A 21,275-nucleotide genomic window follows, 5' to 3' on the forward strand; every position below is an offset into this window, starting at 1 on the left:
TAGGCTTGATACTAATTTGGGTAGCATCAGGGGATTGGGGATTCATGTACGACGATTCGATCCTGCCAACAGAGATTGCCGTTTTGCTTGGTTTGGTCTGCAATATCGGCGCGCCGCTTTTGGCTTTCTGGGCGGCGGGAAAATTACCTCGACTACGCCTCTGGTTTCATGCAGCCGCCTTTGTCGCGATCCTGGCCTCGCCGCTGGTGGCCATGAGCCTTGGGCTGCCGGATCTTTTTCCTGAAGAGGAAGACAGCCCAGGCGCCCATTTTGCTTTCCTGCCGCTGATCATAGAAACGGCCATTATCGTGTTGCTTTATTGTCTCGCCGCCGCAATGCTTCTGTCCCAGTCGGTTCATTCTGCCATCACCGATTGGCGGGATGGAGATCATACGTCCTGACGCGTGGTACGCGAAAATAGGTAGCGGTTTTCGCGAGATTGGCGCGGTTTGGCTGCAGACTGCTGGCATGAATCTCGAGGACATGGAATTTTGCTGGCTGTCGAGGAAATTGCGAGCGCCTCTGCGCGGCCGTCAATGGCTGGTCCGTCGATAGTCCCTTGACGTTCGACCCTGTGCTATGATCACGCTCCGGCGGCGTTCAGGCAGAGTTCAGGCGAGCTGGTGTATCTCTGCCTCGTCCATAAGAGAAAATGGGGTAAGGGAAATGTTGGAACGTTTCGTACGAGTATCGCGCGTCGCCCTGATCGGGCTGGCCGCGTTGCAACTGATGACCTCTGCCGCCTCGGCGCAGTACTATGGTGGCGATGACGGCTACGCGCCGCCGCCCTGGCAGCGTGACCAGGGTCGTGATTGGAACCGCCCGCCGCGCGGATGGGACCGCGACCGGGATCGCGATTGGGACCGTGATCGCGGCTGCAGCCGGCGCGAGCTCATGCGAGCCGCCCGTGCCGAAGGCTTCCGGCGCATCGATTCAATTGACAGCAATGGCCGGCGTATCGTCGTTCGTGGCTGGAATGATGGCGGCCCGGACCGTATGGTCTTCGCCAATCGGAGCGGCTGCCCGGCTCTCAACTGATAGCCGATATAGCGCAAGCGGAAGCCGAGTGTGGATCGGCTTCCGCTTACCTTCGCGGCCGCGCATCCTTTCGACTGGCTAAAAAAGGATGCGCCGTTGCCGCTTTAGAGCTTTGTTGCCGTTTGTCGCGCAGCCTTAGGCGGCGGCGAATTTCTTTTTCGCGGGAACAGTGCCGCTGGTCTTGTCGGATATGACTGCCGCTTCGACGCCATCGCTTTGCGACGTCACGATGAACTGCCAGGATACACCCCAGGGATCTACCACCGGGCTGTGACTATCCTTCGAACTGCCCTTTTCCAGAGCAGCGCGCAAACGATCCGCTTCGGCCTTCGTTTCGCATTCGAAGATGATGGAAGAGCAATGCTCCGAGCGATCGAGCGGCCCGGCCTCAAAGCCCATGAAGGAACGGTTGCCGAGTGTGAAGCCTGCGAATTTCACGCTGCCGGCCGGACCATTCGGATTATCGGTCAGGATATTCGAGATCCACCCGGTTGCCGAATTCGGAATAAGCGTCGCGTAGAACTCGATCGCCGATTCCATATCACGCCGAAACCAGAGATGTTGCCTGACTTTCATCACTATTCGCTTTCTTCAAGTCCCGCCTGGATAGGGCGCCGCATGAAGGAGGCATGTCTGCCGTATTGATGGGTAGAACTCGTGCCGCCGGCGAGCCGCCTTCTTGGTGAGCGGTGTCGCCGGCGGCATGCTGAAGAGTTGCTGCTGGCCGTCCGTGCCCACCCCTGCGGGGCACGGACGGGTACGCAACACTATTTTTCGGCAACTCTACCAGCGAGAGCCATGACGTAGTCGTCGGCGATGTCGGCGAGGGTCAAAGCGACTTCCGGTTCATTCCAGCCGGCAGCAAGCACCATTTGTACGAAATCGCGAAACGCTACTTCCAGAACCTCTTCACGTTCGACGGCGCGATAGGCGTCGGTGGAAGGATGTTGAGGCTTGCTGATGGTCATTGTCTGGCGGGTCGATACCATTGCTATGTTCCCTAAAGCTTTGCCGTGGTGGACGGAGGGTACATTCGCCACTCACCAGGGCCTTGGTGTCCAAACGATTATTATGCTTCTTTTCTAATAGGTTACGTGCGACATGTCGTTAGCCGTGCATCCTGAAACTTGCAGCAGCGTCCATTTTCGCAATTGCTGAAGTGCGATCCGGCGGCCGAGCGCCGAGATCGCGGAGGCGAACGTATCGCCCGGCGCGCGAAGCAATCCGCTTTGCGCGCGTTCAAGGGATGTCAAAATCCATCGTCTTTAGTGATAGTAGCCGAGGGTCCTCAGCCATTCTTCGAAGGAATGGGTGTCAGGCGATGCCGGCGAAGCGACTTGTCCAAGATAGCGTGGAATGGTGAGATTTCTTGCTTCACGAGGACTGTAGCCAAATTCCTTGCTGAATGCCCGGCTGAAATGTGCTGCCGATGAAAAACCGACGCTAAAGGCAATATCGAGGATCTGCTCCCGGTTCGCCGGATCGCTGAGCGCGGCATGGGCCGACAGAAGACGGCGTCGCTGAATATAATGATGCACGCCGCCATATTGCTCGAAGATTTGGTAGAGCCTGGTGCGGGATATGCCGAGCTGCCGGCATATCTGCTCCACCGTCAGGTCGCCCGCAGCAAGATTGCTTTCGACGAACCGCCGCACGCGCTCCGTTACTGCCAGAGTGCTATGTTGCTCGACGCCTGTCGATTGGGCCGCCGATGTCGAAACGGACGCCACGATCATGTTGCGCACCGTCTGAACGATATGCGGCAGGTCGGTCGCCGCAAAGCGAGGAAGATTGTCCGTGACGCTGTCGAGATATTCGATCAGCATGCCCGTGAAGATCCCGGAAAGGGCGATGTTGTTTTCGATCTCGACGGGGGCGGGAACTTCGAACAGCAATGCTCGCGGCAGAAAGAGCGAGAGGGTTTTCGCTTCGGTCGATCGTCCCCGAAAAGGATGCCCGAGAGAGCGCAATTCTATCTTGCCCGGCTCGCCTTCCAGCACACGCCCGTCGACCTCCGTCCATGTCCGGCCATCGCTCAGGACGGAAATATGCCAATGATCGATGAGGTTGGCTTTTACCTTCGCCTGCGAGCGCATGTAGCTGTGAGGAGGCGTATCCTGCTGAACGATGAGCATGCCACCGAGATTCCAGGCCACATGATCTGCGGGAAAACCGGTTTCCGGCGAGACATTATCCGGCAGGCGGATGTCAACCAGGGGTGCGATATAGGTCTGCCAGGCGGCAAATTGTGCCGCCGGTTCGAGCTCGCGCGTCGAAAACCGCAGCGGCTGCAAAGCCGGCAGTGGCAACACTTCCTCGCTCGCCGGCTTTTCCGGCCGCGGAAAGCGCCGCCGATCTGACGGCTGGGGCCTTCTGTCCTCGCGCCACGATCGATCCTTCGCCTCGATGGACGCAGATGCGGATTGTTCTTCGCGCCGCAAATCAGACAATCCGGTCTCCTCGAATACCGTCGGGATAAAACATGAGCACCGCCTTCAAACGGCCACTCACGATGCCGGCTGATAGATGGTCGCCTGTTTCAACAGGAATAAGGTTCAAAGCCTGCTTCGGGCTGTCTTTTCTCCAGCGAAACGACATGTTGCACCTGCCGTATCCTTAGCTACCTGATGATGCCAAACCCTTTCATTTGCAGCGCGATTTCGAAAAGGCAAGTCCCGCGGGTCATCAACCTCATATTCGCGTGGCAATTGCCCTGAACTATGGCGCCAGGTGGTGTGGATTCGTGTCGTATTGGCACATACCGAGCGATTTCGGGACGGCGGGCCGATCGGATATCTGCAAGAGTGGACGGACTTTGGGCTGCGCTGCAGACCAATGTCGCCCCGGTATTTGATTGAAGGCGTTGCCGACTTCCGGCAATAGCTTTATGCCGCACATAACGAGGCTTGGCATGGTCCGGTCTCCATCATATCTTTGCGGAACTCCCCACCGGCGCGCTTTGCGAGCAACCCTTCCGTTTTTCATGCGTAGTTTGCATTTGCCCATCCAGCCAATTTTTCCTACGCAGATATCAACCACAGTTTTGGAATGAGACATGACCGAATCCTCGATAATCCCCGTCTTTGATGGCCACAACGACGTGCTGCTCCGGCTGCGCCGCGGCGGCTTGAATTCCGTCGACGCTTTCCTGAATGGCGAAGCTGCCGGGCATATCGACCTGCCTCGTGCGCGCCGCGGTGGCCTCGCCGGCGGGCTATGCGCCATATTCATTCCGTCGCCGGATCAGCCGAAGCCCGAAAACGCCGATTTTGTCACGCCTGCCCAGCCCGACGCGCTGAACGAGACCCTGGCCATGGCGCGGCTTTTGCTAGCGATCGAGGCCCGCTCCAAGGGAGCGGTAAAGGTTTGCCGTTCGGCCGCCGATATCAAGCGCTCCATTGCCGAGGGCCAATTCGCTGCGATTTTCCACATCGAGGGCGCGGAGGCTGTCGCGGCCGATCTCGATGCTCTTTACGTCCTGCATCAGGCCGGGCTACGCACGCTCGGGCCTGTATGGAGCCGCTCGAACGTCTTTGCTCATGGCGTGCCGTTCCGCTTTCCCTCGACGCCGGATATCGGCCCTGGCCTCACCGATGCCGGCAAGGATCTGATCCGCGCCTGCAACGAGCTCAGGATCATGATCGATCTATCGCACATGAACGAGCAGGGTTTTTGGGATATCGCGAAATTGTCGAATGCGCCGCTGGTCGCCTCGCATTCCAACGCGCATGCCATCAGCCCGCACAGCCGCAATCTGACCGACAGGCAGCTCGACGCGATCCGCGATACGGGCGGCCTGGTCGGCATCAATTTCGGCGTGCTCTTCCTGCGCGATGACGGCGCGAGGAACATGGATACGCCGCTCGACATCCTCGTTCGCCACGTCGCCTACATTGCCGAGCGCATTGGCATAGAGCACGTCGCGCTCGGTTCCGATTTCGATGGTACGACCATACCGGCAGCACTAGGCGATGCGAGCGGGCTGCCGAAGCTGATCGACGCCCTGCGCGCGCATGGCTTTGACGACCAGGCGCTCGCCAAGATCGCGCATCAGAACTGGATTCGCGTCCTCGATCAGACCTGGGGCGGCTGAGAAGAGCCGTCTCCGTCCAAGCCGGGGCAGCTGCGGAAGATCGCGGCGGCCCCTTGCCTGAAGCCTATCCGGCGCGTCTGGATAGGGCCGCAGCTTCCCCAAGATTGCGATAGCCGGCCGCCGGATGCGGTGCCGTGAGTCTTGGGCCGCTGCCGCCGAGCTTCTCGCGCAGGGTGCCCGCGCGATATTCGGTCTTGTAGACGCCGCGCTTCTGCAGCTCCGGCACCAGAAGATCGACGGCATCTTCGAAGCTTTCGGGCGTGACGGCATAGGCAAGATTGAAGCCGTCGACGTCGGTATCCTCGATCCATTCCTGCATGAGGTCCGCGACCGTCTGTGGCGAGCCGACAAAGACCGGGCCGAAGCCGCCAATGCCGACCCAATCCGCCATTTCGCGCACCGTCCATTCCTTGCCTGGGTCGATGGTGGTGAAGGTCTCGACAGCAGATTGCACCGCATTGGTATGGCGATGGCGCAGCACCTCGTCGGGCGAGAACTGGCCGAAATCGATGCCCGTCCAGCCGGAGATCAGCGCCTGCGCGCCTTCGAGCGAAACATATTGACGGTATTCGTTGAACTTGCGCTGCGCCTCGGCATCCGTCTCACCGAGAATCACAGTCTGAAGATTGAAGGAGAGGATTTCTCGGGGATTGCGGCCGATGCGCTCGGCGGCTTCGCGAACATTGGCGACATAGCGTTTCAGGACCGCTTTTGACGGTGCGGCGACGAAAATGCATTCGGCATGCGCGCCGGCGAAATCCTTGCCGCGGCTGGAGGCGCCCGCCTGGTAGAGCACAGGCGTGCGCTGCGGCGACGGTTCGCAGAGATGAATGCCGGGTACGCTGAAATGCTTGCCGGAATGGCGGATCGGATGCACCTTTTCCGGTCTCGTAAAGATGCCGCTCTCGCGATCGCGGATGACGGCGTCGTCTTCCCAGCTGCCCTCCCAAAGCTTGTAGCAGACTTCGAGATATTCCTCGGCCAACGCATAACGATCGTCATGTTGTGTCTGGGCCGATTGACCGATGTTGAGCGCGCCGCTGTTCAAATAGGAGGTGACGATGTTCCAGCCGACGCGCCCTTTCGTCAGATGATCGAGCGTCGAGATGCGCCGTGCGAAGGTATAGGGATGCTCGAAAGAGAGCGAAGCCGTCAGACCGAAGCCGAGATGCTCCGTTTCATAGGCCATGGTCGGGATGAGCTGCAGCGGATCGTTGACCGGCACCTGTGCCGAATGGCGCAAGGCCGCATCGACATTGCCGTTCAGAACGTCATAGACCCCAAGCACGTCGGCGATGAACAGGCCGTCGAACTTGCCGCGCTCCAGCGTCTTTGCCAGATGGACCCAATAATCGAGGTCCTTGTAGGTCCAGGATTTGTCGCGCGGATGGCGCCATAGGCCCGGTGACTGGTGTCCGACGCAGTTCATGTCGAAGGCATTGAGCCTGATTTCGCGTGTCATCTTGCTATTCCTGCGATTGTATCGTTGGGCCGGCGATCAGACGCCGACGGCTTTCTTGTTGACGAAGCTGAAGGCGAGCACGGCGAAGATCAAAAGGCCGGTGCCGACCTGCTGCCAATAGAAGTTCAGGCCCGTCAGCAGCAGGCCGTTGGCAACGATGCTCAACAGCAGAACGCCAAGAACGGTGCCGGCGACATTCGGCCGACCGAGTGGCGAAAAGGTCGTGCCGATGAAGGTGGCGCCGATGGCGTTCAGCATGAAGCCGTTGCCGGAGGAGGGGATATAGACGGTGACCGTCGCCGTCAGGATCAGCCCGGCAAAGGCGGCAATCGTGCTTGCAAGAATGAAGGTCACGGCGACATGCTTTGCCAGTCCAATCCCGGAATAGCGCACCGTCCGCGGTTGGATGCCGATCGCAAGCACGACTCGGCCGAAGCGCATGCGCCCGAACAACAGTGCTGCGCCCGCGATGATGACCGCGGCGATCAGAAGCGGGACCGGCAGGCCGGCAATCGTTCCATGACCGATAAAGCGGAACGCTGCGGGGACGCCGGAAGGCGGCAGATAGACCGGATTGCCACCGTCCGTGAGCAATTGCTGAATGCTGCGGCCGATGAACAGCGTTCCGAGTGTTGCCAGGAATGGCGAGACGCCGATCGCCGAGATCAGCGCCGCATTGACGCTGCCGACCACGGCTCCGGCGCCAAGGCCCGCCAAGGCGGCCAGCGGCACGGGCAGGCCTGCAAGAATACCGGAGACGAAGGCGAAGCTTGCGAAATCGACCGCCGTTCCGACGGAGAGATCGATGCCGCCGGCGGCAACGGCGAAGGTCATGGCGATCGAGACGATGGCCAGCAGCGTGAAGTTATTGACGAGAATGCTCTGCAGATTGCCGATGCTGAGAAATGTCGGTGCCACGATCGAAAACAGGGAAAAGACGACGACAAGGGCGACAATGAGTCCATAGCGGGCGAGGCCGGCGAATGATCGTGTCGGAGCGATGGCAGCGGTCATGGCTCAGATCTCCCGTTTGCGCAGCAGGGTGGTGGCAGAAACCACGATGAGGATCAGAAGACCTTGAACGCCGCTGACCAGCGTGCTTGGCAGGTTGAGCAACTGAAAGCCATTGATGAGAAAGCCGACGAACAGCGTCGATATGAGCGTGCCGCCGATGGTCGGTACGAGCCGGCGCGAGAAGACAGAGCCGAGCAAGGCCGTTACGACGACGGGAAGCAGCATTTCGCCCGAACCGGTGGTGCTGCCGCTGAGATAGGCGACCGACAGGATGCCGGCGATGCCGCCGCAGAACCCGCTGGCGACGAAAGCGCCCGCGACCAGGCTCCTCAACGGCAATCCGGCGGCGCGTGCGGCCTCCGGAAACTCGCCGACGGCATAGAGCCTGAGGCCGAGTGGGGTGAATTGAACGATCGCCGTGGCGATGATGGTGAAGCCGATCAGCACATAGGCGAGGATCGGAATGCCGAAGCCGTCAGACGATGACAGAAGGGCAAGGAGGTCAGTCGAGGCGGGAAGCACGGTATTCTGCGTCAGCACCAGCTCCAGCCCGGCGACCACGTTCATTACGGCGAGGGTCGCCAGCAATGGTACGATGCCGGCAAAGACGATCGCCAGCGCATTGACGGCGCCGATCGCCAGACCGGTCGCCAGCGCGCCCGCCGCGGCGACCAGGTCACTGAAGCCGAGCTGGATGAGGCTTGCGTAAACCGCGGCGCTCAGCCCCATATTGGCGGCAAGCGAGAGGTCTATGCCACCGGTGACGACATTGGAGCCGCCTGCAATCAACACGATCGTGAGGCCGATGGCAAGAACACCCGAAATGGCCGATTGTCCGAGCACGTTGCCGATATTGCCGACCGTCAGAAAATAGGGCGCCGTCAGCGCGAAAATCACCAGAATGGCTGCAAAGGCAAGCAGCGAACCGAACCGCAGGGCAGCAGCGGCAAGCCTGCCGCCGGTCGGTAAGGCTTTTGCCGTCGAAGTTTCAGGCAGCGAGGCAAATTGAACATCAGCCGACATGGCGCAATCCTTCCAAGGCACCGGTGGATGCCGACAGAACTTCGTCCGTTGTGGTCTGAGAGGAAATCAGTTCACGCGTCACGCGACCGCGGAATAGCACAAGGATCCTGTCCGTGATGCCGACAAGCTCCTGAAGATCCGAAGACAGCACGATCACACCGGCACCGCGGGCGGCAAGTTCGCCGATCAGCGAATAGATTTCGACCTTCGAGCCGATGTCGACGCCGGCGGTCGGCTCGTCGAGCAGGTAGATATCCGACCGGCGGCTCAGCCATTTGGCAATCGCCACCTTCTGCTGATTGCCGCCCGAGAGCGTCCGCACCAATGCCTCGCGTCCAGCCGTCTTGATCTGCAGCCGCTTGATCAGCTCGTCGGTGTCGGCGCTTTCTCGCTTTTTGTTGAGAAAGCCGAAGCGCGTATAGCGGCCCAGGCTCGACAGGGTGATGTTTTCACGGACGCTGAGCTCCAGACCTACACCGTGGCCGCGCCTATCCTCCGGTACCAAGGCGATCTGGTGATCGACGGCTTCGACCGGGTTGCGCGGCTTCAGGCCACGCGCATCGACATCGATCGTCCCATCTGTTGCGGCCTGCAAGCCAAACAGGGTGCGAACGAGATCCTTTGCCCCCGAGCCGAGAAAGCCCGTAATACCGAGGATCTCGCCGCGATGCAGTGAGAAGCTGACATCGTGAAAACGGCTGGCTGCCGAGAGATTCCTGACCTTGAGGATTTCCTTGCCGAGTTCGACCTGCCGCTTGGGAAACATGTCGGCGATATCGCGTTCGACCATCAGGTTGGCAATCTTACCTGCCGAGATTTCGCTTGCCCTCAGAGAAGCTACATCGATACCATTGCGCAGAACCGTAACATCGTCGCACAAGGCCTCGATTTCATTGAGATAATGCGAGACATAGACAATGGTCACGCCCTCACCGCGCAGGCGACGGATGAGGCGGAACAGGATCTCCGCTTCCTGGCGCACCAGCGCCGCGGTCGGCTCGTCGAAGACAAGGATCTTCGGTTTATGCAGCAGCGCGCGGGTGATCTGCACGATCTGGCGTTCGGCCGTCGAGAGCTCGCTGATGAGCGCGTTCTTCGGCAGATCGACGCCGAAATAATTGGCAAGGAGCTCTGCTGCCCGCCGCTGCATGGCGCTGCGGTCGAGGAAAGGCGTCTTGCCGAGGCGGGTCTCTCGCCCGAGAAAAAGCGATTCTCCGACGGTGAAGGTCGGGACCAGCAGCCGATCCTGGTGGATGAAATGAATGCCGAGCTCTTCGCACAGATGCGGCGTCAGGCGATCATAGGCCCGGCCCTCGATCTCGATCCGTCCCTCGTCCGGGGTATGCAGACCGGCAAGGAGCTTGATCAAAGTGGATTTGCCCGCTCCGTTCTGACCGACAAGTCCGTGGACGGTGCCGCGCCTGATGGCAAGTGACGCTCCGGCCAGCGCCTGCGCGCCGCCGAAGCGTTTGACGATGCCATCGAAGCGCAGGATGTGCGACTCGTTGTCTGCTGTGGTCGCATGCTCGGCTGCGGTCATGAAAGAGGCCTTTCGCCTTTGGAGGAGCGATGCGGGGAGATCCGCATCGCCGGTTTGCAGGTCAGCCGATGCCGAGCTTCTTGATCACGTCGGCGACATTGCTTTTGTTTGCCAGCAGGGCAGGGACGTAGGTTTCGCGCGGCAGCGTCTGCCCCGAGAGCAGCTTGGCGACATTGCGGATAGCCGTACGACCGATCTCCGCCGGCTGCTGGGCAGCATCGGCGCCCGCCGGTGAATTGGGATCGGCGACGAGCTGCAGCACTTCCGGGCTGCCGTCGACGCCGTAGGTGCGGATCTCCGTGCGGCCGGCGGCGGCGAGAGCCTGCGTGGCACCAAGCTGCGGAATGTCCCAAGCCGACCAGATCGCTTTGATCGACCCCTTTTCCGGATATTTATTGAGGATCGCTGTGATCTGGGTGAATGCGTCCTGAACCGTATTCGGAATGACGTCACGCAGCTCCGGCTGGATAATCTTCACCTTCGGGAAGTATTTGACGACGTTGACGAGCTGGTCGTAGCGGATCGCGCAGGGCGTCACGCCGTAGAAGCCGTTGAAGGCGACGATATTGCCTTCGCCGCCAATGTCGGAGACGAGCTGCAGCGCCAGGTCCTTGCCGATGCCCCAATTGTCCGAGGTGGTGTTGTTGATCGAGTTGGTCGAGCCGACATCGACGGTCAAAACGGGAATGCCGGCGTCGCGGGCCTTCTTCAGCCAGGGGTCGATGACGCTCAGCGTGCCGAGGATCTGGACGATCGCGTCCGGCTTCTGGGCGATCAGCGTCTGCAGCTGCGAGACAAGCTTGCCGTCATTGCGGCCGGCATCGACGGCAATCGGCGTGCCGCCCAGGCGCTTCACTTCGTCGATTTGTGCGTTGTAGGCCTGCAGGTCGAAATAGTGGTCGGTTCCCGTCGCGCTTATGGCGATCCGCTTGCCTTTCAACGACAATGCATCATCGGCAGCTGCCGCGGTTTTGGACAGAATGCTCGAGGCCGCGAGCGCCGTTCCGGCAACCGCCGTCAGTTTAAGAATATCCCGGCGTCCGAGGCCGATCGTCTGTTCCTTGGTCATGAAAGCATCCTCTCCAGCAATCCATAAATGCCAATAGAATATAAAATTGGTAGATTTAAATGATTTGCGGGAGGAACGTTTTTCCAAAACTGGAGCGGCCTGGGAAATTTCCGTCATCCAGCCTTCTAATGTACAGATCGGGTTTCCGTGGCTCGTGCAGTGATTGACAGGTCAAGGTCTGCCTTTTCGGACGCTGCTCTATCGCCATCACCCGAACTGGCTATCTGCGAGATTGCGCGATCTCGTGGGCAAGCCCTTGCCGCCAAGCCTTCCCGTCGCGAACAAAGAATCTCCGAAGGCGGGCAAAATCGGATAATTTAATCTACTAAAAACATAGAGTTTATAGCTAAATAATTGCACGCGTCGCAGGGTCATCATTCCGTCAGACGACGCTTCCGATTGATCGTGAGGGTCGCGACAATGAAATTTCTCACACGGCTTGTCCTGTCGGCCGTTGCTCCTCTTCTTCTTGCGCAGACTGCGCTGGCTGGCGGTGTGAATGGCGCTCCCGCGCCCTTTGATAAAGGGGGCGTAAAGATCGCCTTGGTCAGCTACATATCCGCCGGCGATTTCTTTCAGGCTTATCAGGCCGGTGCGGAAGCGCAGGCGAAGGCGCTCGATATCGATCTACGCGTCTTCCCCGGCCGTCAGGATGCCGCAGCTCAGCGCGAACAGATCCTCCAGGCAATCAATCTTGGCGTCTCTGCCATCGTCATCGATCACGGCCTGCCGGAATCGCTTGGCGATGTCGTCCAGCAGGCGCTCGACAAGGGCATCAAGGTCGTCGCTTTCGACGTCAATCTCAACAATCCGAAGATCCCCCAGGTCGAGCAGAGCGATCATGAGCTTGCCGATCTCGCTTTGAAGCAGGCCGTCAAAGACAACGGGAACAGTTTCAAGGCAGGTTATGTCTATGTAGCCGGCTTTGCGCCGCTCGACCGTCGCAACGAGGTCTGGGACACGTTCAAGAAGCAGAATGCAGGGGTCGTCGAGAAGACCCGTTTCGGCAATGTCAGCGATACGACGGCGACGTCGACCGCGGACCAGGCAAAGGCGGCGCTGACGGCCAATCCCGATATATCGGTCGTCTTCGCTCCCTATGACGAATTCGCGCGCGGTGTGAAGCTTGCCGCCACCGATCTCGGGATTGCCGACAAGCTGAAGATCTACTCGGCCGACGTATCGACAGCCGACATTCAGGAGATCACCGAGCCGGGCAGCCCCTGGGTCGCGACGGTTGCAACCAATCCGGCCGTGGTCGGCGCCGTCTCCATCCGTGCCGCGGCTTTGCAGGTCGCAGGCCAGGAGGTTCCGCATCAGATCACCGTCAAGCCGACCCTGCTGACGCAGGAAGGGCTGCGGGCGGCCAGCGTCAAGACGATCGAGGAACTGGCACAGAAAGTTCCCGCCTTCAGCGCTAGCGACGCAGTGACCGCAAGCTGGATACCGGACAAGCTTTTCTAAGCTGCCGACTTCGATCTTTCGGCGGGGTCCCTTGATCCCGCCGGATTACGTCACTGAACCGGAGTTCATATCATGAGCCAGTCCAACGTCGTCTTTGCGGGCAATCGAAATGCCACGCGAGAGGACCTTTTTGCCAGAGCGGAAGAGATTGCCGCGGATCTTTCGAAGCGAGCTGCAGAACTTGACCGGGAGGGACGGCCTCCTCACGGCGAAATCGTCAGACTGAAGAATGCCGGGCTGCTGAACGCCCTGCACCCACAGCAGATCGGCGGCGGTGGTCTCGACTGGGTGGACGGATTGCGGCTGGTGCGCATCCTTGCGCGCGGCGAAAGCTCCATCGGCCAGCTTCTCGGCTATCACTATGTCAACAGCCAATATGTCTATTGGGCCTTCGACGAGACACGAGCGCAGGAATTCGGCAGCAAGACGGTTGCCAACAGCCTCTATTGGGGCGCCGCCGTCAATCCGCGCGATCCAGGCCTCGTGCTGACGCGTCGCGGCAACGGTTATGTCCTGAATGGCCGCAAATCCTTCTCGACGGCCGCTCGCGTGTCCGACTATATCAATGCCAATGCCGCGCTCGACGACAGGATCGTCGGCTTTGCTGTTCCGACGAACCGGCCGGGCTACAAGGCCAATGACGACTGGGACAATTTCGGCCAACGCCTCTCCGACAGCGGCAGCGTCGAATTCCATGATTTCCCCGTCTATGAGGAGGATCTGGACAGGGCGGCGGCGACTGGCGGTGAGGCGCCGGTGCTCGCGACGTTCAACACGCCGTTCATTCAGCTTGTTTTCGTGAACTTCTATCTTGGCACGGCCGAGGGCGCGTTGCGCGAGGCCATCGACTACGTCCGCACCACGACACGGCCCTGGGTTACTTCCGGCGTCGAGCGTGCATCGGACGACCCCTATATTCTCGAGCGTGTCGGCGAGTTCACTGCGGCCTTGAAGGCTTCCGTTGCGCTGGCCGATAGCGCCGCGGCAGCGGTGCAGGAGGCTCTTGCGAGAGGAAGCAGGGCAACGGCGCGCGAGCGCGGCGAGGCGGCAGCCGAGGCCTATGCGGCGAAGGTGCATGCGACGCACGTTTCGCTGGATATCACCTCACGCGTCTTCGAACTCACCGGCGCGCGCTCGACCGCAGAGAAATATCGCTTCGATCGCTTCTGGCGCAATGTGCGGACGCATACGCTGCACGATCCGGTCTTCTACAAGGCCAAGGAAGTCGGCGAGTTCGTGCTGAACGACCGGATTCCCGAAGTCAGCCTCTACAGCTGATCAGACCTCATCGGACAGAAAAGCCCCGTTGCCCAATGTCGGCAACGGGGCTTTTGTTTGCGCTCTTATCAAAGTGCGCCGTTCTTCGGCGGAATGACGTCGTTCAGATGGTAGTTGCCAACGACATGATATTTCCAGCGAACCGGATCGTGAAGCGTATGCGTACGGGCATTGCGCCAGTGCCGGTCGAGATTGAGGTCGAGCTTGACCGATGCCGTCCCGGCAAGCTCGAACAGCGTATTCGTCGCTTCGATGGCGATTTCCGTCGTCAGCACCTTGGCGGCAGCGACGGCGAGCGTTGCCTCAATTACTCTTTTTTCGGTCGTCTCGACCTGTGCGGCATCGACCTTGCGGCCGGCGCGTTCGATAGTCGCAGCCGCTGCTTCCAGCCGGATGGCGATCTGGCCGACCTTGGCGATCGTCAGCGGATCGTCGCTCGCGCGCTCGACGCCGCTATCCATCCAGGGGCGGGATCGGGTTTTTACGAAGTCCAGCGTTGCGGCAAATGCGGCTCGGGCAATGCCGAGATCGACGCCGGCGTGGATGATCTGACCGACCGAGCCGATCGTCGTCGGCCGTTCGAAGCCCTTGTGATGGGGGACGACGTGATCGGCATTCACATAGACATTGTTGAGGACCGTGGTGCCGCTGCCGGTCGTGCGCTGCCCGAAGCCATCCCAGTCATCGATGATCTCGATGCCTTCCGTGCCCTTGGGAACGAAGGCCATGACCAGCTTGTCGGCTTCATCCAGCGCGAAGACGGTGACCCAATCGGCAAAGAGAACGCCGGTCGAATAGAACTTGCGGCCGTTGATACGATAGCCGGGACCGTCGCGGGTGATACGGGTATCATAGTGCCCGACCGTCTTCGTGCCGCGTTCGGAAAGGGCGTTGCCGAAACGATCGCCGGCCAATGCGCGGCCGAAGAAATAGCGCTTCTGATCTTCCGAGCCGTCGATGCGCAGGGCTTCGAGGATGTAGAAATGATTCTGCGGTATCTGCCCGATTGAGCCGTCGGCCTCAGCCAGGATCGCGGTGATCTCCGCCAGGGTGGCATTCGAGACATCCAGGCCGCCATATTCTTCGGGAACGGTGATCGCCAGCAGCCCGGACAGAGCCAGCTCATCCATTTCCGCAAACGGGAGCAGCCTTTCGCTATCGCGCTCCGAAGCGGTGGCGGCAAAGCGTGCGGCAAGCTCCTGCGCGACGGCCAGCGCCTGTTGCTCGGTCTCCAGCAAGGTCGCCTCGGGATGCTTGGCGTTGATATGGTGCAATTGCGCGTTCATGGGCAGGCTCCGATTTCATCCGGCGCCACGATGCCGCATTAAAAGCAGGCGTTCGAGAAAAGCCATTTCGTTTTTACGGATGCGGTCGCGTCTTCATTCCTTTCTCTATAGAATTTATGGTCAATTGCTGCCTGAAGCTGTCTCGGCATTGATAAGCAGCGATGTTCTCACCAAGCTATCGACGCCCGGTGCGCCAGTCTTCAAAGCGCGCATGCGCCAGAGCAAGCGAAGCGACGGCGGGCGTGAATCGGTGGAACGGCAGCGGGTGGCTGGATTGCAGCGGAATCGGCAGGGATTCCGCCGTTTCGCCGAGCGCCAGTCTCGCCAGTGTCCGGCCAAGCTGCGCCGTCATGGCGATGCCGCGACCATTGCAGCCAATCCCTCCGAAGAAGCCGCCGCCGAAACGATAGAGGCGCGGCAGGAAATCCGGCGTCATGATCGCCGTTCCGGTCCAGACGATCTCCACACCCGGATGATGCGGCAGGCGGAGTTCGGATGTGAGCCGGTCGACGACGGCGCGACCGACGCGCTCGAAGGCACCGACCGGATTGATCGCCATGCCGCCGCTGATCAGCCTGTTGTCGCGATCGAGCCGGTAGGTGAAGAGGTTGGAGCGTGTATCGCCGACGGGCCGGCGATTGGGAGCGATCCGCGCAACGGTTTCGGCATCGATCGGCTTCGTGGCCACTTGATACACCTTTAACGGCACGCCCGTTCGGCCCATGCGGGAAGCTATGCCGCTCGTGAAGGCGTTGGTGGCGAGGATGACGACCTCCGTTTCGATTTCATGGTCCACGAGGCTAACGTGCCAGGTGCCGGCATGTCGCTCGACGTGCTCGACCACGCTGTTTTCGCGGATCATAGCGCCGCGCCGCATGGCCGCCCTTGCGAGCCCATAGAGATAATTTAGCGGGTGGATGGTGCCGCCGGAGTGATCGATCAATCCTCCGGAATAGATAGTCATACCGGTCTCGTTCCGGACGGCGCCGGCATTGAGAAATTCGACTGGACGACCAAGCTCTGTCCAGTCCTTCGCCCTTTGGCGCAGGATCGCAGCCATGTCGTCGCCATAAGCGGGCTGCAGCCAACCGGTCTGCGCCGCATCGCATGAAATCTGCTCCTCCGCGATGGTCGCAAACACCTCGTCGGCGCCCGCACCGACGAGCGACAACAGCGCATCCGCCTTGTCGCGCGGCAGCTTCTGACGGACGGTCGCCGGATCGGCCTTGGCGAAATTGGGAACGACGAAGCCGGCATTCATGCCGCTGGCTCCCGCACCCAGCCGCCCGGCCTCAAGAACGGTCACGGAGCGGCCGGCGCGGGCAAGATGAAGTGCTGCGGTCAGGCCGGTGAAGCCGCCGCCGATCACGACGACGTCTGAGCGGGAAGGCAGGTCGTGGGAAAGTTCAGGGGCAGGGCCGGCTGTCAGCGTCCACAGGGTCGGATTGGTGGGGCGAGGGGCACTGCCGGGCATCAGCGGAGGATCTCTCAATAACTACGCCAGATAGCTGTCACCATAGATCAACCGCTGAAAGGATTGCGCTAGGATGATTTCAAGCGAGGCGCGCCGATGGGGAGCACCTCGCCTTTTTGCAAAGTAGAGTGTCGCCTACTTGATCTTATCCTTCAGGGTCGAAACGTCTTCCATCTTCAGCTCGCCGTCGGTGACGATCTTGCCGTCGGCGATCTTCCAGAGACGGAATGGGCCGGTGATGTCGCCATATTGATCGAAGGAGACCGGGCCGATGATGCCTTCGTAACGGATCGGCTTGCCTTCCTTGATGAGGCCGAGCGCCTTGGCGAACTCTTCCTTGCCGGCATAGATCGGCGTGCCCTTGGAGTCGACGACCTTGAAGATTGCATCCTTCAGCTTCGAGGTGTCGTCGCCGGCGATAGCAAGCGCGAGACCGACGATCGCGCCCGCATCATAGGCTCGGTCAGCGGCTGGATTAGTCGGCTCGATCCCTGAGAAATCCTTGTAGTTCTTGTTAAAATAGTCGGTCGAGGGCGTCGGCGTCGTGCCGGAGGAGGTGCCAAAGGCGTCCTTCAGATAGTCGGCGCCCACGGAATCGATAAAGTCCGGGCTGTTCATGCCGTCATTGAGCAGGAACTTCTGCGGGCCGCCTTGCGAGATCCATGTGCGGGCGATTGTCGCGCCGTCGACCGGCGTGCTGACGAGGTAGAGGCCGTCCGGATCGCCGCCCATGCCGGCGGTGACTTCCGAAGCATAGCTCGACTGCTTTTCATTGTAGGGCGTCGTCGAGACGATCGTGCCGCCGAGCGCCTTATAGGCCTTCGAGAATTCGGCGACCATGTTCACGCCGAAATCATTGTTGACGTGGATGATCGCGAGCTTCTTGAAGCCCTTGTCGATCGCATATTTGGCAGCGGCAATGCCCTGCAGCGAATCTGAGGTGATGGTGCGGAAGAATATACCGTTGGTCTTGCCGTCGCGGCCGAGCGCCGTCAGCGTCGGCGAGGAAGCTGCCGGCGATACCTGCACGATCTTGGCCGGCGCGGTGACCGAGGTCAGGATCGGGATCGTCACCGAAGAAATAATGCCGCCGATAATCGCCGGTACCTTCTTGACCTGCACCAGCTGGGTCGCAGCATCCACTGCCACATTGCCCTGGCTCTGGCTGTCGCGTGTATCCGTCACCAGATCGCAGCCATGGGCGCCGCCAGCGGCATTGATGTCGCGAAAGGCCATCTCGACGGACTTCGCGCCTGCCTGGCCATATTCGCCGGCCGGGCCGGTCAGTTCCATCACGAGGCCGACCGTGACTTTGCAGTCCGCGGCATTGGCGGCGCCGGCGGCAGCGAGAAGGGCCAGAGCCGTGGTGATTTGAAATATCGTCTTCTTCATCTTTGTTCCCCTTGTTCGGTCAACGATTTTCATTTCCGTTTTTTAGAACCTGTCAGGTCTCCGGCATCTGCAGCCAGGTTTCATGCAGATGCTGCCATTCGACGCCGTTGGGTGCCGATGAACTTGCAGTGAAAAGGGCGCTCGCCTGACGCCGGCTATATTTGCCCGCCCGCGTCTGCGCTTCGACATAAGTCAGGACGATCGTATCCGTAGTTTCGTAGCTCGCGCGGATATCCGAAATCTCGATGGTGAAATTGCCCTGAAACGTCGCCCGGTTTGCCCGGATGAGCTCGATGGTTTCAGCGCGGTCGAAGATGCGGCCGGTCGGCGGGATCATATGGAAGGCCTGGCCGAAGGTGCGTTCGCAGCGGCCGAAATCCGTATGATCGGCAGTCGCGGCATCGTACCAGGCTTCGAAGAAGCGATGGAAATCGATGACTTCGGCGCTGGCTTTGCGGAAGAGAGGCGATTGCTGGCTCATACCTTCCCCGCATTGAGGTTGTAATGCATGATAGAGCCGTGCCTGCCGGTGCGGTCGCGCTCCAGCGTATAGACGTCGCCTTCAAGTCCGGGGCTTTGGGCGATGATGTCGGTGATCTGGCGGCGGTCTTCGTCCGAGAGTGCAATATCCATGATCTTAGCGTTGGCGAGCGCGTGCGCCTGGTTGCGGGCGCCGATGATGACAGCGGCCACCTGGGGCTGCTCCAGCACCCAGACGCTGGCGATCGTGGCAATATCGACGCCATGACGATCACCGATGGCTTTCAGCGTGCCGAGCAGCGATTGAAACAGCTCCCAGCCGCCAAAGTCATCGATGATCAGCTTGTATTTGACGAGAGAGCGGTTCTCGAGCGGCATGTCCGGTTCCGGCTGCCCCAGCCATTTATCGCTCAGGAAGCCGCCGGCCACCGAGCCGTAGCAGAGGAACTTCACCTCGTTCTCCGCCGCCAGCTTGGCGAGGCTAAGCGACGGCCGCTGGTCGAGAACGGAATATTGCAATTGCTGGCTGACGAGTGGAATGCCGGCTTTCAGAATCTCGGCAATATGAGGTGTATCGAAATTGGTCGTGCCGACATTACGCACCTTGCCTTCACGGCGCATCTCGTCCAGCCAGCTCAGGGCTTCGAGATAGCCGGGCAGGGAGTAGTCCCACCAGTGAAACTGTACCAGGTCAAGCTGTTCGGTCTTCAGTTTGCGAAGCGATTTGTCGACGATGCCGCGAATATAGTCGCGGCTGATGGTTGCGAGCTTTTCCAGATCAGGAACCAGCTTCGTGTGGACCTTCATCGCGCTTGAGGCTTCCGTGCCGCGCTCGTTGCGGAGCCGTTCGCGCGCCTCGCCGATCAGCTCCTCGACGCCCGTATAGATGTCGGCGCAGTCATAGGTGCGGATGCCGACGTCGAAGGCGGCGATCAGGTCGGTCACCGCCTGGGTGCGATCGATGGCGCCGTGCCCGCCGGCAAGCTGCCAGCCGCCGCGGATGACGCGGGAGATCTCGTATCCGGGGCTGAGCTCAAAAGTCTTGGCGGTCATGCAATTCATTCTCCTTCGGGCAACGGCACGGCCGTTGTGTCGGCATGGCTGAACCGCCGTTTGCCCGTTCTGACGATCCGCAGCCGGCTCGCGCAATTGGGGTCGGGGCAGGCGATTTCTGCGTCCGAGGTCATCCAGTCGTTCTTGTGAGTTGGCCGTTGCTTGGCCGCCAGCAGCGGCAGGACGGCTGAAATGGAGTAGATCGAAAAGCCCTGGCCCGCAGGGAGGGACAGCATTTCGCCCTTGAGTTCGAAATAGTCGCCCGGCTTGGCGCCGCAATAGATCGGTTTGCCCTCGGGAATGACCGCTTCCACTCTAAGATCGAAGAGCTCGAAACTGTCGTCGCTTTCAGCCGCCATCTCAGATCTCCGCGCGTTCGAAGGTGACGTCACAGGCGCCGTTGCGGCGGACGACGCCGCAGGCCGCCGCGAAGTGTTCGCGTTCTTCAGGGCGCACTTGCGCGACGACGCTGCCGGCAAGCCAGCCGATCGGGAAGAGCAGGCGAGCGCCCTGACCATAGAACAGACCGATATCGAAGATCGCATCTGGATTGCCGCCCCACATACGCGGCGGCACGTAGCTGAGCACGATATCGCCTGGCTGCGGCGTCAGTGTCGCGTTCTCGGCGGGCAGGGCGTTCGCATAGGAAGCACCTTTCAGATGCGCCGGCGGGATCGGGCAGGAGATTTCCGGGCCGGTCCACATGGCATGAATACCGCTGACGACGCGCGACTCATTCAGATAGGTCCACAGAAAGGCGGCATTGTCGGGCGCCTTGGCTTCCAGCAGAGGCGCCAATACACTGAGGCCGGAACGTGGTTCGGTGATCTTGATGGCGCGTTGGCTCATACGGATTGGCCCTTCTTGGCTTCGGCTTCCAGTTTGCTGCGCAGGAAGGTGAACGGCCGGCTGATGTCTGCGATCAGTGCATCGCGGGCTCCCTTGGCGTCTTGCGCGGCGATCGCCTTGACGATTGTGCGGTGATAATGGGCGGTATCGACCTCACCGGCATCCGAGAAGGCATAAATCGCGACGCGGATACAGGGGCCGGATTGCAACCAAAGGCTTTCGATCATCGGGATCAGCACGGCGGAACCGCAGGCGCGATAGATCTCGAAGTGAAAGGCCTGGTTCAACGTCACCTCGCGGTCGACGTCCTTCTTGTGTTTCAGCGCGCGCATCTCATCCCATTCGCCGAGCATGCTCTCGATGGTCGTAATCTGCCGCGGCGTCATGCGGGTCGCGGCAAGCGCGATCGCCTCGCCTTCGATCAGGATGCGAGCGCGCAGAAGATCGTCCATGCGCTCCAGCGTGATCGGCGGCACGCGAACGGATCGATTGGGAAGGGCTTCTAACGCCTTTTCGGTAATGAGCCGACCGAGCGCCTCGCGCACAGGCATGGTGCTGGTCATCAGCGCGTCGGCCAAGCCGCGGATCGTCAGCACCTGGCTCGGCTCGAACAGCCCGCCGATCAGCGCGCGGCGCAGCTCCAGATAGACCCGGTCCTGAACGGTTTCTCGCCCCACTGGCGCAAGCTGTGCGGCAATCGGATCGCTCTTGTCGGCGGTGGCCTTTTGCATTCGAAATCCCTTTTTCGGCTTGCGAAGAG

22 protein-coding genes are annotated in these 21,275 nt (G+C 60.5%); 5 read left to right on the forward strand and 17 right to left on the reverse strand.

Features of this window, described 5'->3' with window-relative positions:
* The first annotated feature begins 44 nt into the window (after positions 1-44).
* Positions 45-401, forward strand: a complete 357-nt coding sequence (locus tag DQ393_RS27595; RefSeq protein ID WP_112344859.1) for a hypothetical protein — start codon at positions 45-47, stop codon at positions 399-401.
* A gap of 265 nt (positions 402-666) precedes the next feature.
* Positions 667-1,038, forward strand: coding sequence for a hypothetical protein (locus DQ393_RS27600; RefSeq protein WP_112344860.1), 372 nt, complete (start codon positions 667-669; stop codon positions 1,036-1,038).
* 135 nt (positions 1,039-1,173) lie between these two features.
* Here DQ393_RS27600 and DQ393_RS27605 read toward each other — a convergent pair whose 3' ends face one another.
* The 4 genes from DQ393_RS27605 to DQ393_RS33695 form a co-directional block, all read right to left on the reverse strand.
* On the reverse strand, positions 1,174-1,614 hold the full coding sequence (locus DQ393_RS27605; protein WP_112344861.1) for a VOC family protein: 441 nt from the start codon (positions 1,612-1,614) through the stop codon (positions 1,174-1,176).
* A 191-nt stretch (positions 1,615-1,805) separates the two neighbouring features.
* Positions 1,806-2,027, reverse strand: a complete 222-nt coding sequence (locus tag DQ393_RS27610) for a hypothetical protein (RefSeq protein WP_112344862.1) — start codon at positions 2,025-2,027, stop codon at positions 1,806-1,808.
* Between the two features lie 276 nt (positions 2,028-2,303).
* Positions 2,304-3,446, reverse strand: coding sequence for a helix-turn-helix transcriptional regulator (locus tag DQ393_RS27615; protein ID WP_112345204.1), 1,143 nt, complete (start codon positions 3,444-3,446; stop codon positions 2,304-2,306).
* Positions 3,447-3,480: 34 nt separating this feature from the next.
* Positions 3,481-3,636, reverse strand: a complete 156-nt coding sequence (locus tag DQ393_RS33695; protein ID WP_186450724.1) for a hypothetical protein — start codon at positions 3,634-3,636, stop codon at positions 3,481-3,483.
* A 457-nt stretch (positions 3,637-4,093) separates the two neighbouring features.
* Here DQ393_RS33695 and DQ393_RS27620 point away from each other — a divergent pair, with 457 nt between their 5' ends.
* On the forward strand, positions 4,094-5,131 hold the full coding sequence (locus DQ393_RS27620) for a dipeptidase (protein ID WP_112344863.1): 1,038 nt from the start codon (positions 4,094-4,096) through the stop codon (positions 5,129-5,131).
* Between the two features lie 64 nt (positions 5,132-5,195).
* Here DQ393_RS27620 and DQ393_RS27625 read toward each other — a convergent pair whose 3' ends face one another.
* From DQ393_RS27625 to DQ393_RS27645, 5 genes are all read right to left on the reverse strand, one after another.
* The gene (locus DQ393_RS27625) at positions 5,196-6,593 is read right to left on the reverse strand and encodes an LLM class flavin-dependent oxidoreductase (RefSeq protein WP_112344864.1); all 1,398 of its coding nucleotides are present in this window, start codon (positions 6,591-6,593) and stop codon (positions 5,196-5,198) included.
* A gap of 36 nt (positions 6,594-6,629) precedes the next feature.
* On the reverse strand, positions 6,630-7,607 hold the full coding sequence (locus DQ393_RS27630; RefSeq protein WP_112344865.1) for an ABC transporter permease: 978 nt from the start codon (positions 7,605-7,607) through the stop codon (positions 6,630-6,632).
* Between the two features lie 3 nt (positions 7,608-7,610).
* The gene (locus tag DQ393_RS27635; RefSeq protein WP_112344866.1) at positions 7,611-8,630 is read right to left on the reverse strand and encodes an ABC transporter permease; all 1,020 of its coding nucleotides are present in this window, start codon (positions 8,628-8,630) and stop codon (positions 7,611-7,613) included.
* Positions 8,620-10,170 carry a sugar ABC transporter ATP-binding protein gene (locus DQ393_RS27640; protein ID WP_112344867.1) on the reverse strand — a complete coding sequence of 517 codons (1,551 nt, stop codon included), beginning with the start codon at positions 10,168-10,170 and terminating at the stop codon, positions 8,620-8,622. The genes DQ393_RS27635 and DQ393_RS27640 overlap by 11 nt, the downstream gene beginning before the upstream one ends.
* Before the next feature lie 61 nt (positions 10,171-10,231).
* Entirely contained in the window at positions 10,232-11,239 is a 1,008-nt protein-coding gene (locus DQ393_RS27645; protein ID WP_112344868.1) for a sugar ABC transporter substrate-binding protein, read from the reverse strand.
* Between the two features lie 420 nt (positions 11,240-11,659).
* Here DQ393_RS27645 and DQ393_RS27650 point away from each other — a divergent pair, with 420 nt between their 5' ends.
* Entirely contained in the window at positions 11,660-12,703 is a 1,044-nt protein-coding gene (locus tag DQ393_RS27650; protein WP_112344869.1) for a substrate-binding domain-containing protein, read from the forward strand.
* 72 nt (positions 12,704-12,775) lie between these two features.
* On the forward strand, positions 12,776-13,981 hold the full coding sequence (locus DQ393_RS27655) for an acyl-CoA dehydrogenase family protein (protein WP_112344870.1): 1,206 nt from the start codon (positions 12,776-12,778) through the stop codon (positions 13,979-13,981).
* Between the two features lie 68 nt (positions 13,982-14,049).
* On the opposite strand, the gene DQ393_RS27660 is transcribed toward DQ393_RS27655, so the two are convergent.
* The 8 genes from DQ393_RS27660 to DQ393_RS27695 all read right to left on the reverse strand — a co-directional run bounded on the left by DQ393_RS27660 (position 14,050) and on the right by DQ393_RS27695 (position 21,246).
* Positions 14,050-15,267: an SfnB family sulfur acquisition oxidoreductase gene (locus DQ393_RS27660; RefSeq protein WP_112344871.1), complete on the reverse strand. Its 1,218-nt coding sequence runs from the start codon at positions 15,265-15,267 to the stop codon at positions 14,050-14,052.
* A 175-nt stretch (positions 15,268-15,442) separates the two neighbouring features.
* Entirely contained in the window at positions 15,443-16,741 is a 1,299-nt protein-coding gene (locus DQ393_RS27665) for an NAD(P)/FAD-dependent oxidoreductase (protein ID WP_112344872.1), read from the reverse strand.
* Positions 16,742-16,876: 135 nt separating this feature from the next.
* Positions 16,877-18,133 (reverse strand): ABC transporter substrate-binding protein, encoded by a 1,257-nt coding sequence (locus DQ393_RS27670; RefSeq protein ID WP_112344873.1) that lies wholly within the window; start codon positions 18,131-18,133, stop codon positions 16,877-16,879.
* 52 nt (positions 18,134-18,185) lie between these two features.
* Positions 18,186-18,614, reverse strand: coding sequence for a hypothetical protein (locus DQ393_RS27675; protein ID WP_112344874.1), 429 nt, complete (start codon positions 18,612-18,614; stop codon positions 18,186-18,188).
* On the reverse strand, positions 18,611-19,666 hold the full coding sequence (locus DQ393_RS27680) for an aldo/keto reductase (RefSeq protein ID WP_112345205.1): 1,056 nt from the start codon (positions 19,664-19,666) through the stop codon (positions 18,611-18,613). The genes DQ393_RS27675 and DQ393_RS27680 overlap by 4 nt, the downstream gene beginning before the upstream one ends.
* A gap of 5 nt (positions 19,667-19,671) precedes the next feature.
* Positions 19,672-20,025 (reverse strand): TIGR04076 family protein, encoded by a 354-nt coding sequence (locus tag DQ393_RS27685; protein WP_112344875.1) that lies wholly within the window; start codon positions 20,023-20,025, stop codon positions 19,672-19,674.
* A 1-nt stretch (position 20,026) separates the two neighbouring features.
* Entirely contained in the window at positions 20,027-20,515 is a 489-nt protein-coding gene (locus DQ393_RS27690) for a DUF3830 family protein (protein WP_112344876.1), read from the reverse strand.
* Positions 20,512-21,246 carry a GntR family transcriptional regulator gene (locus DQ393_RS27695; RefSeq protein ID WP_112345206.1) on the reverse strand — a complete coding sequence of 245 codons (735 nt, stop codon included), beginning with the start codon at positions 21,244-21,246 and terminating at the stop codon, positions 20,512-20,514. Before DQ393_RS27695 ends, DQ393_RS27690 begins: the two co-directional genes overlap by 4 nt.
* Between the last annotated feature and the right edge of the window lie 29 nt (positions 21,247-21,275).

The sequence above is a fragment of the Martinezella tropici genome (genome assembly GCF_003287875.1).
Lineage (GTDB): Bacteria > Pseudomonadota > Alphaproteobacteria > Rhizobiales > Rhizobiaceae > Rhizobium > Rhizobium tropici_C.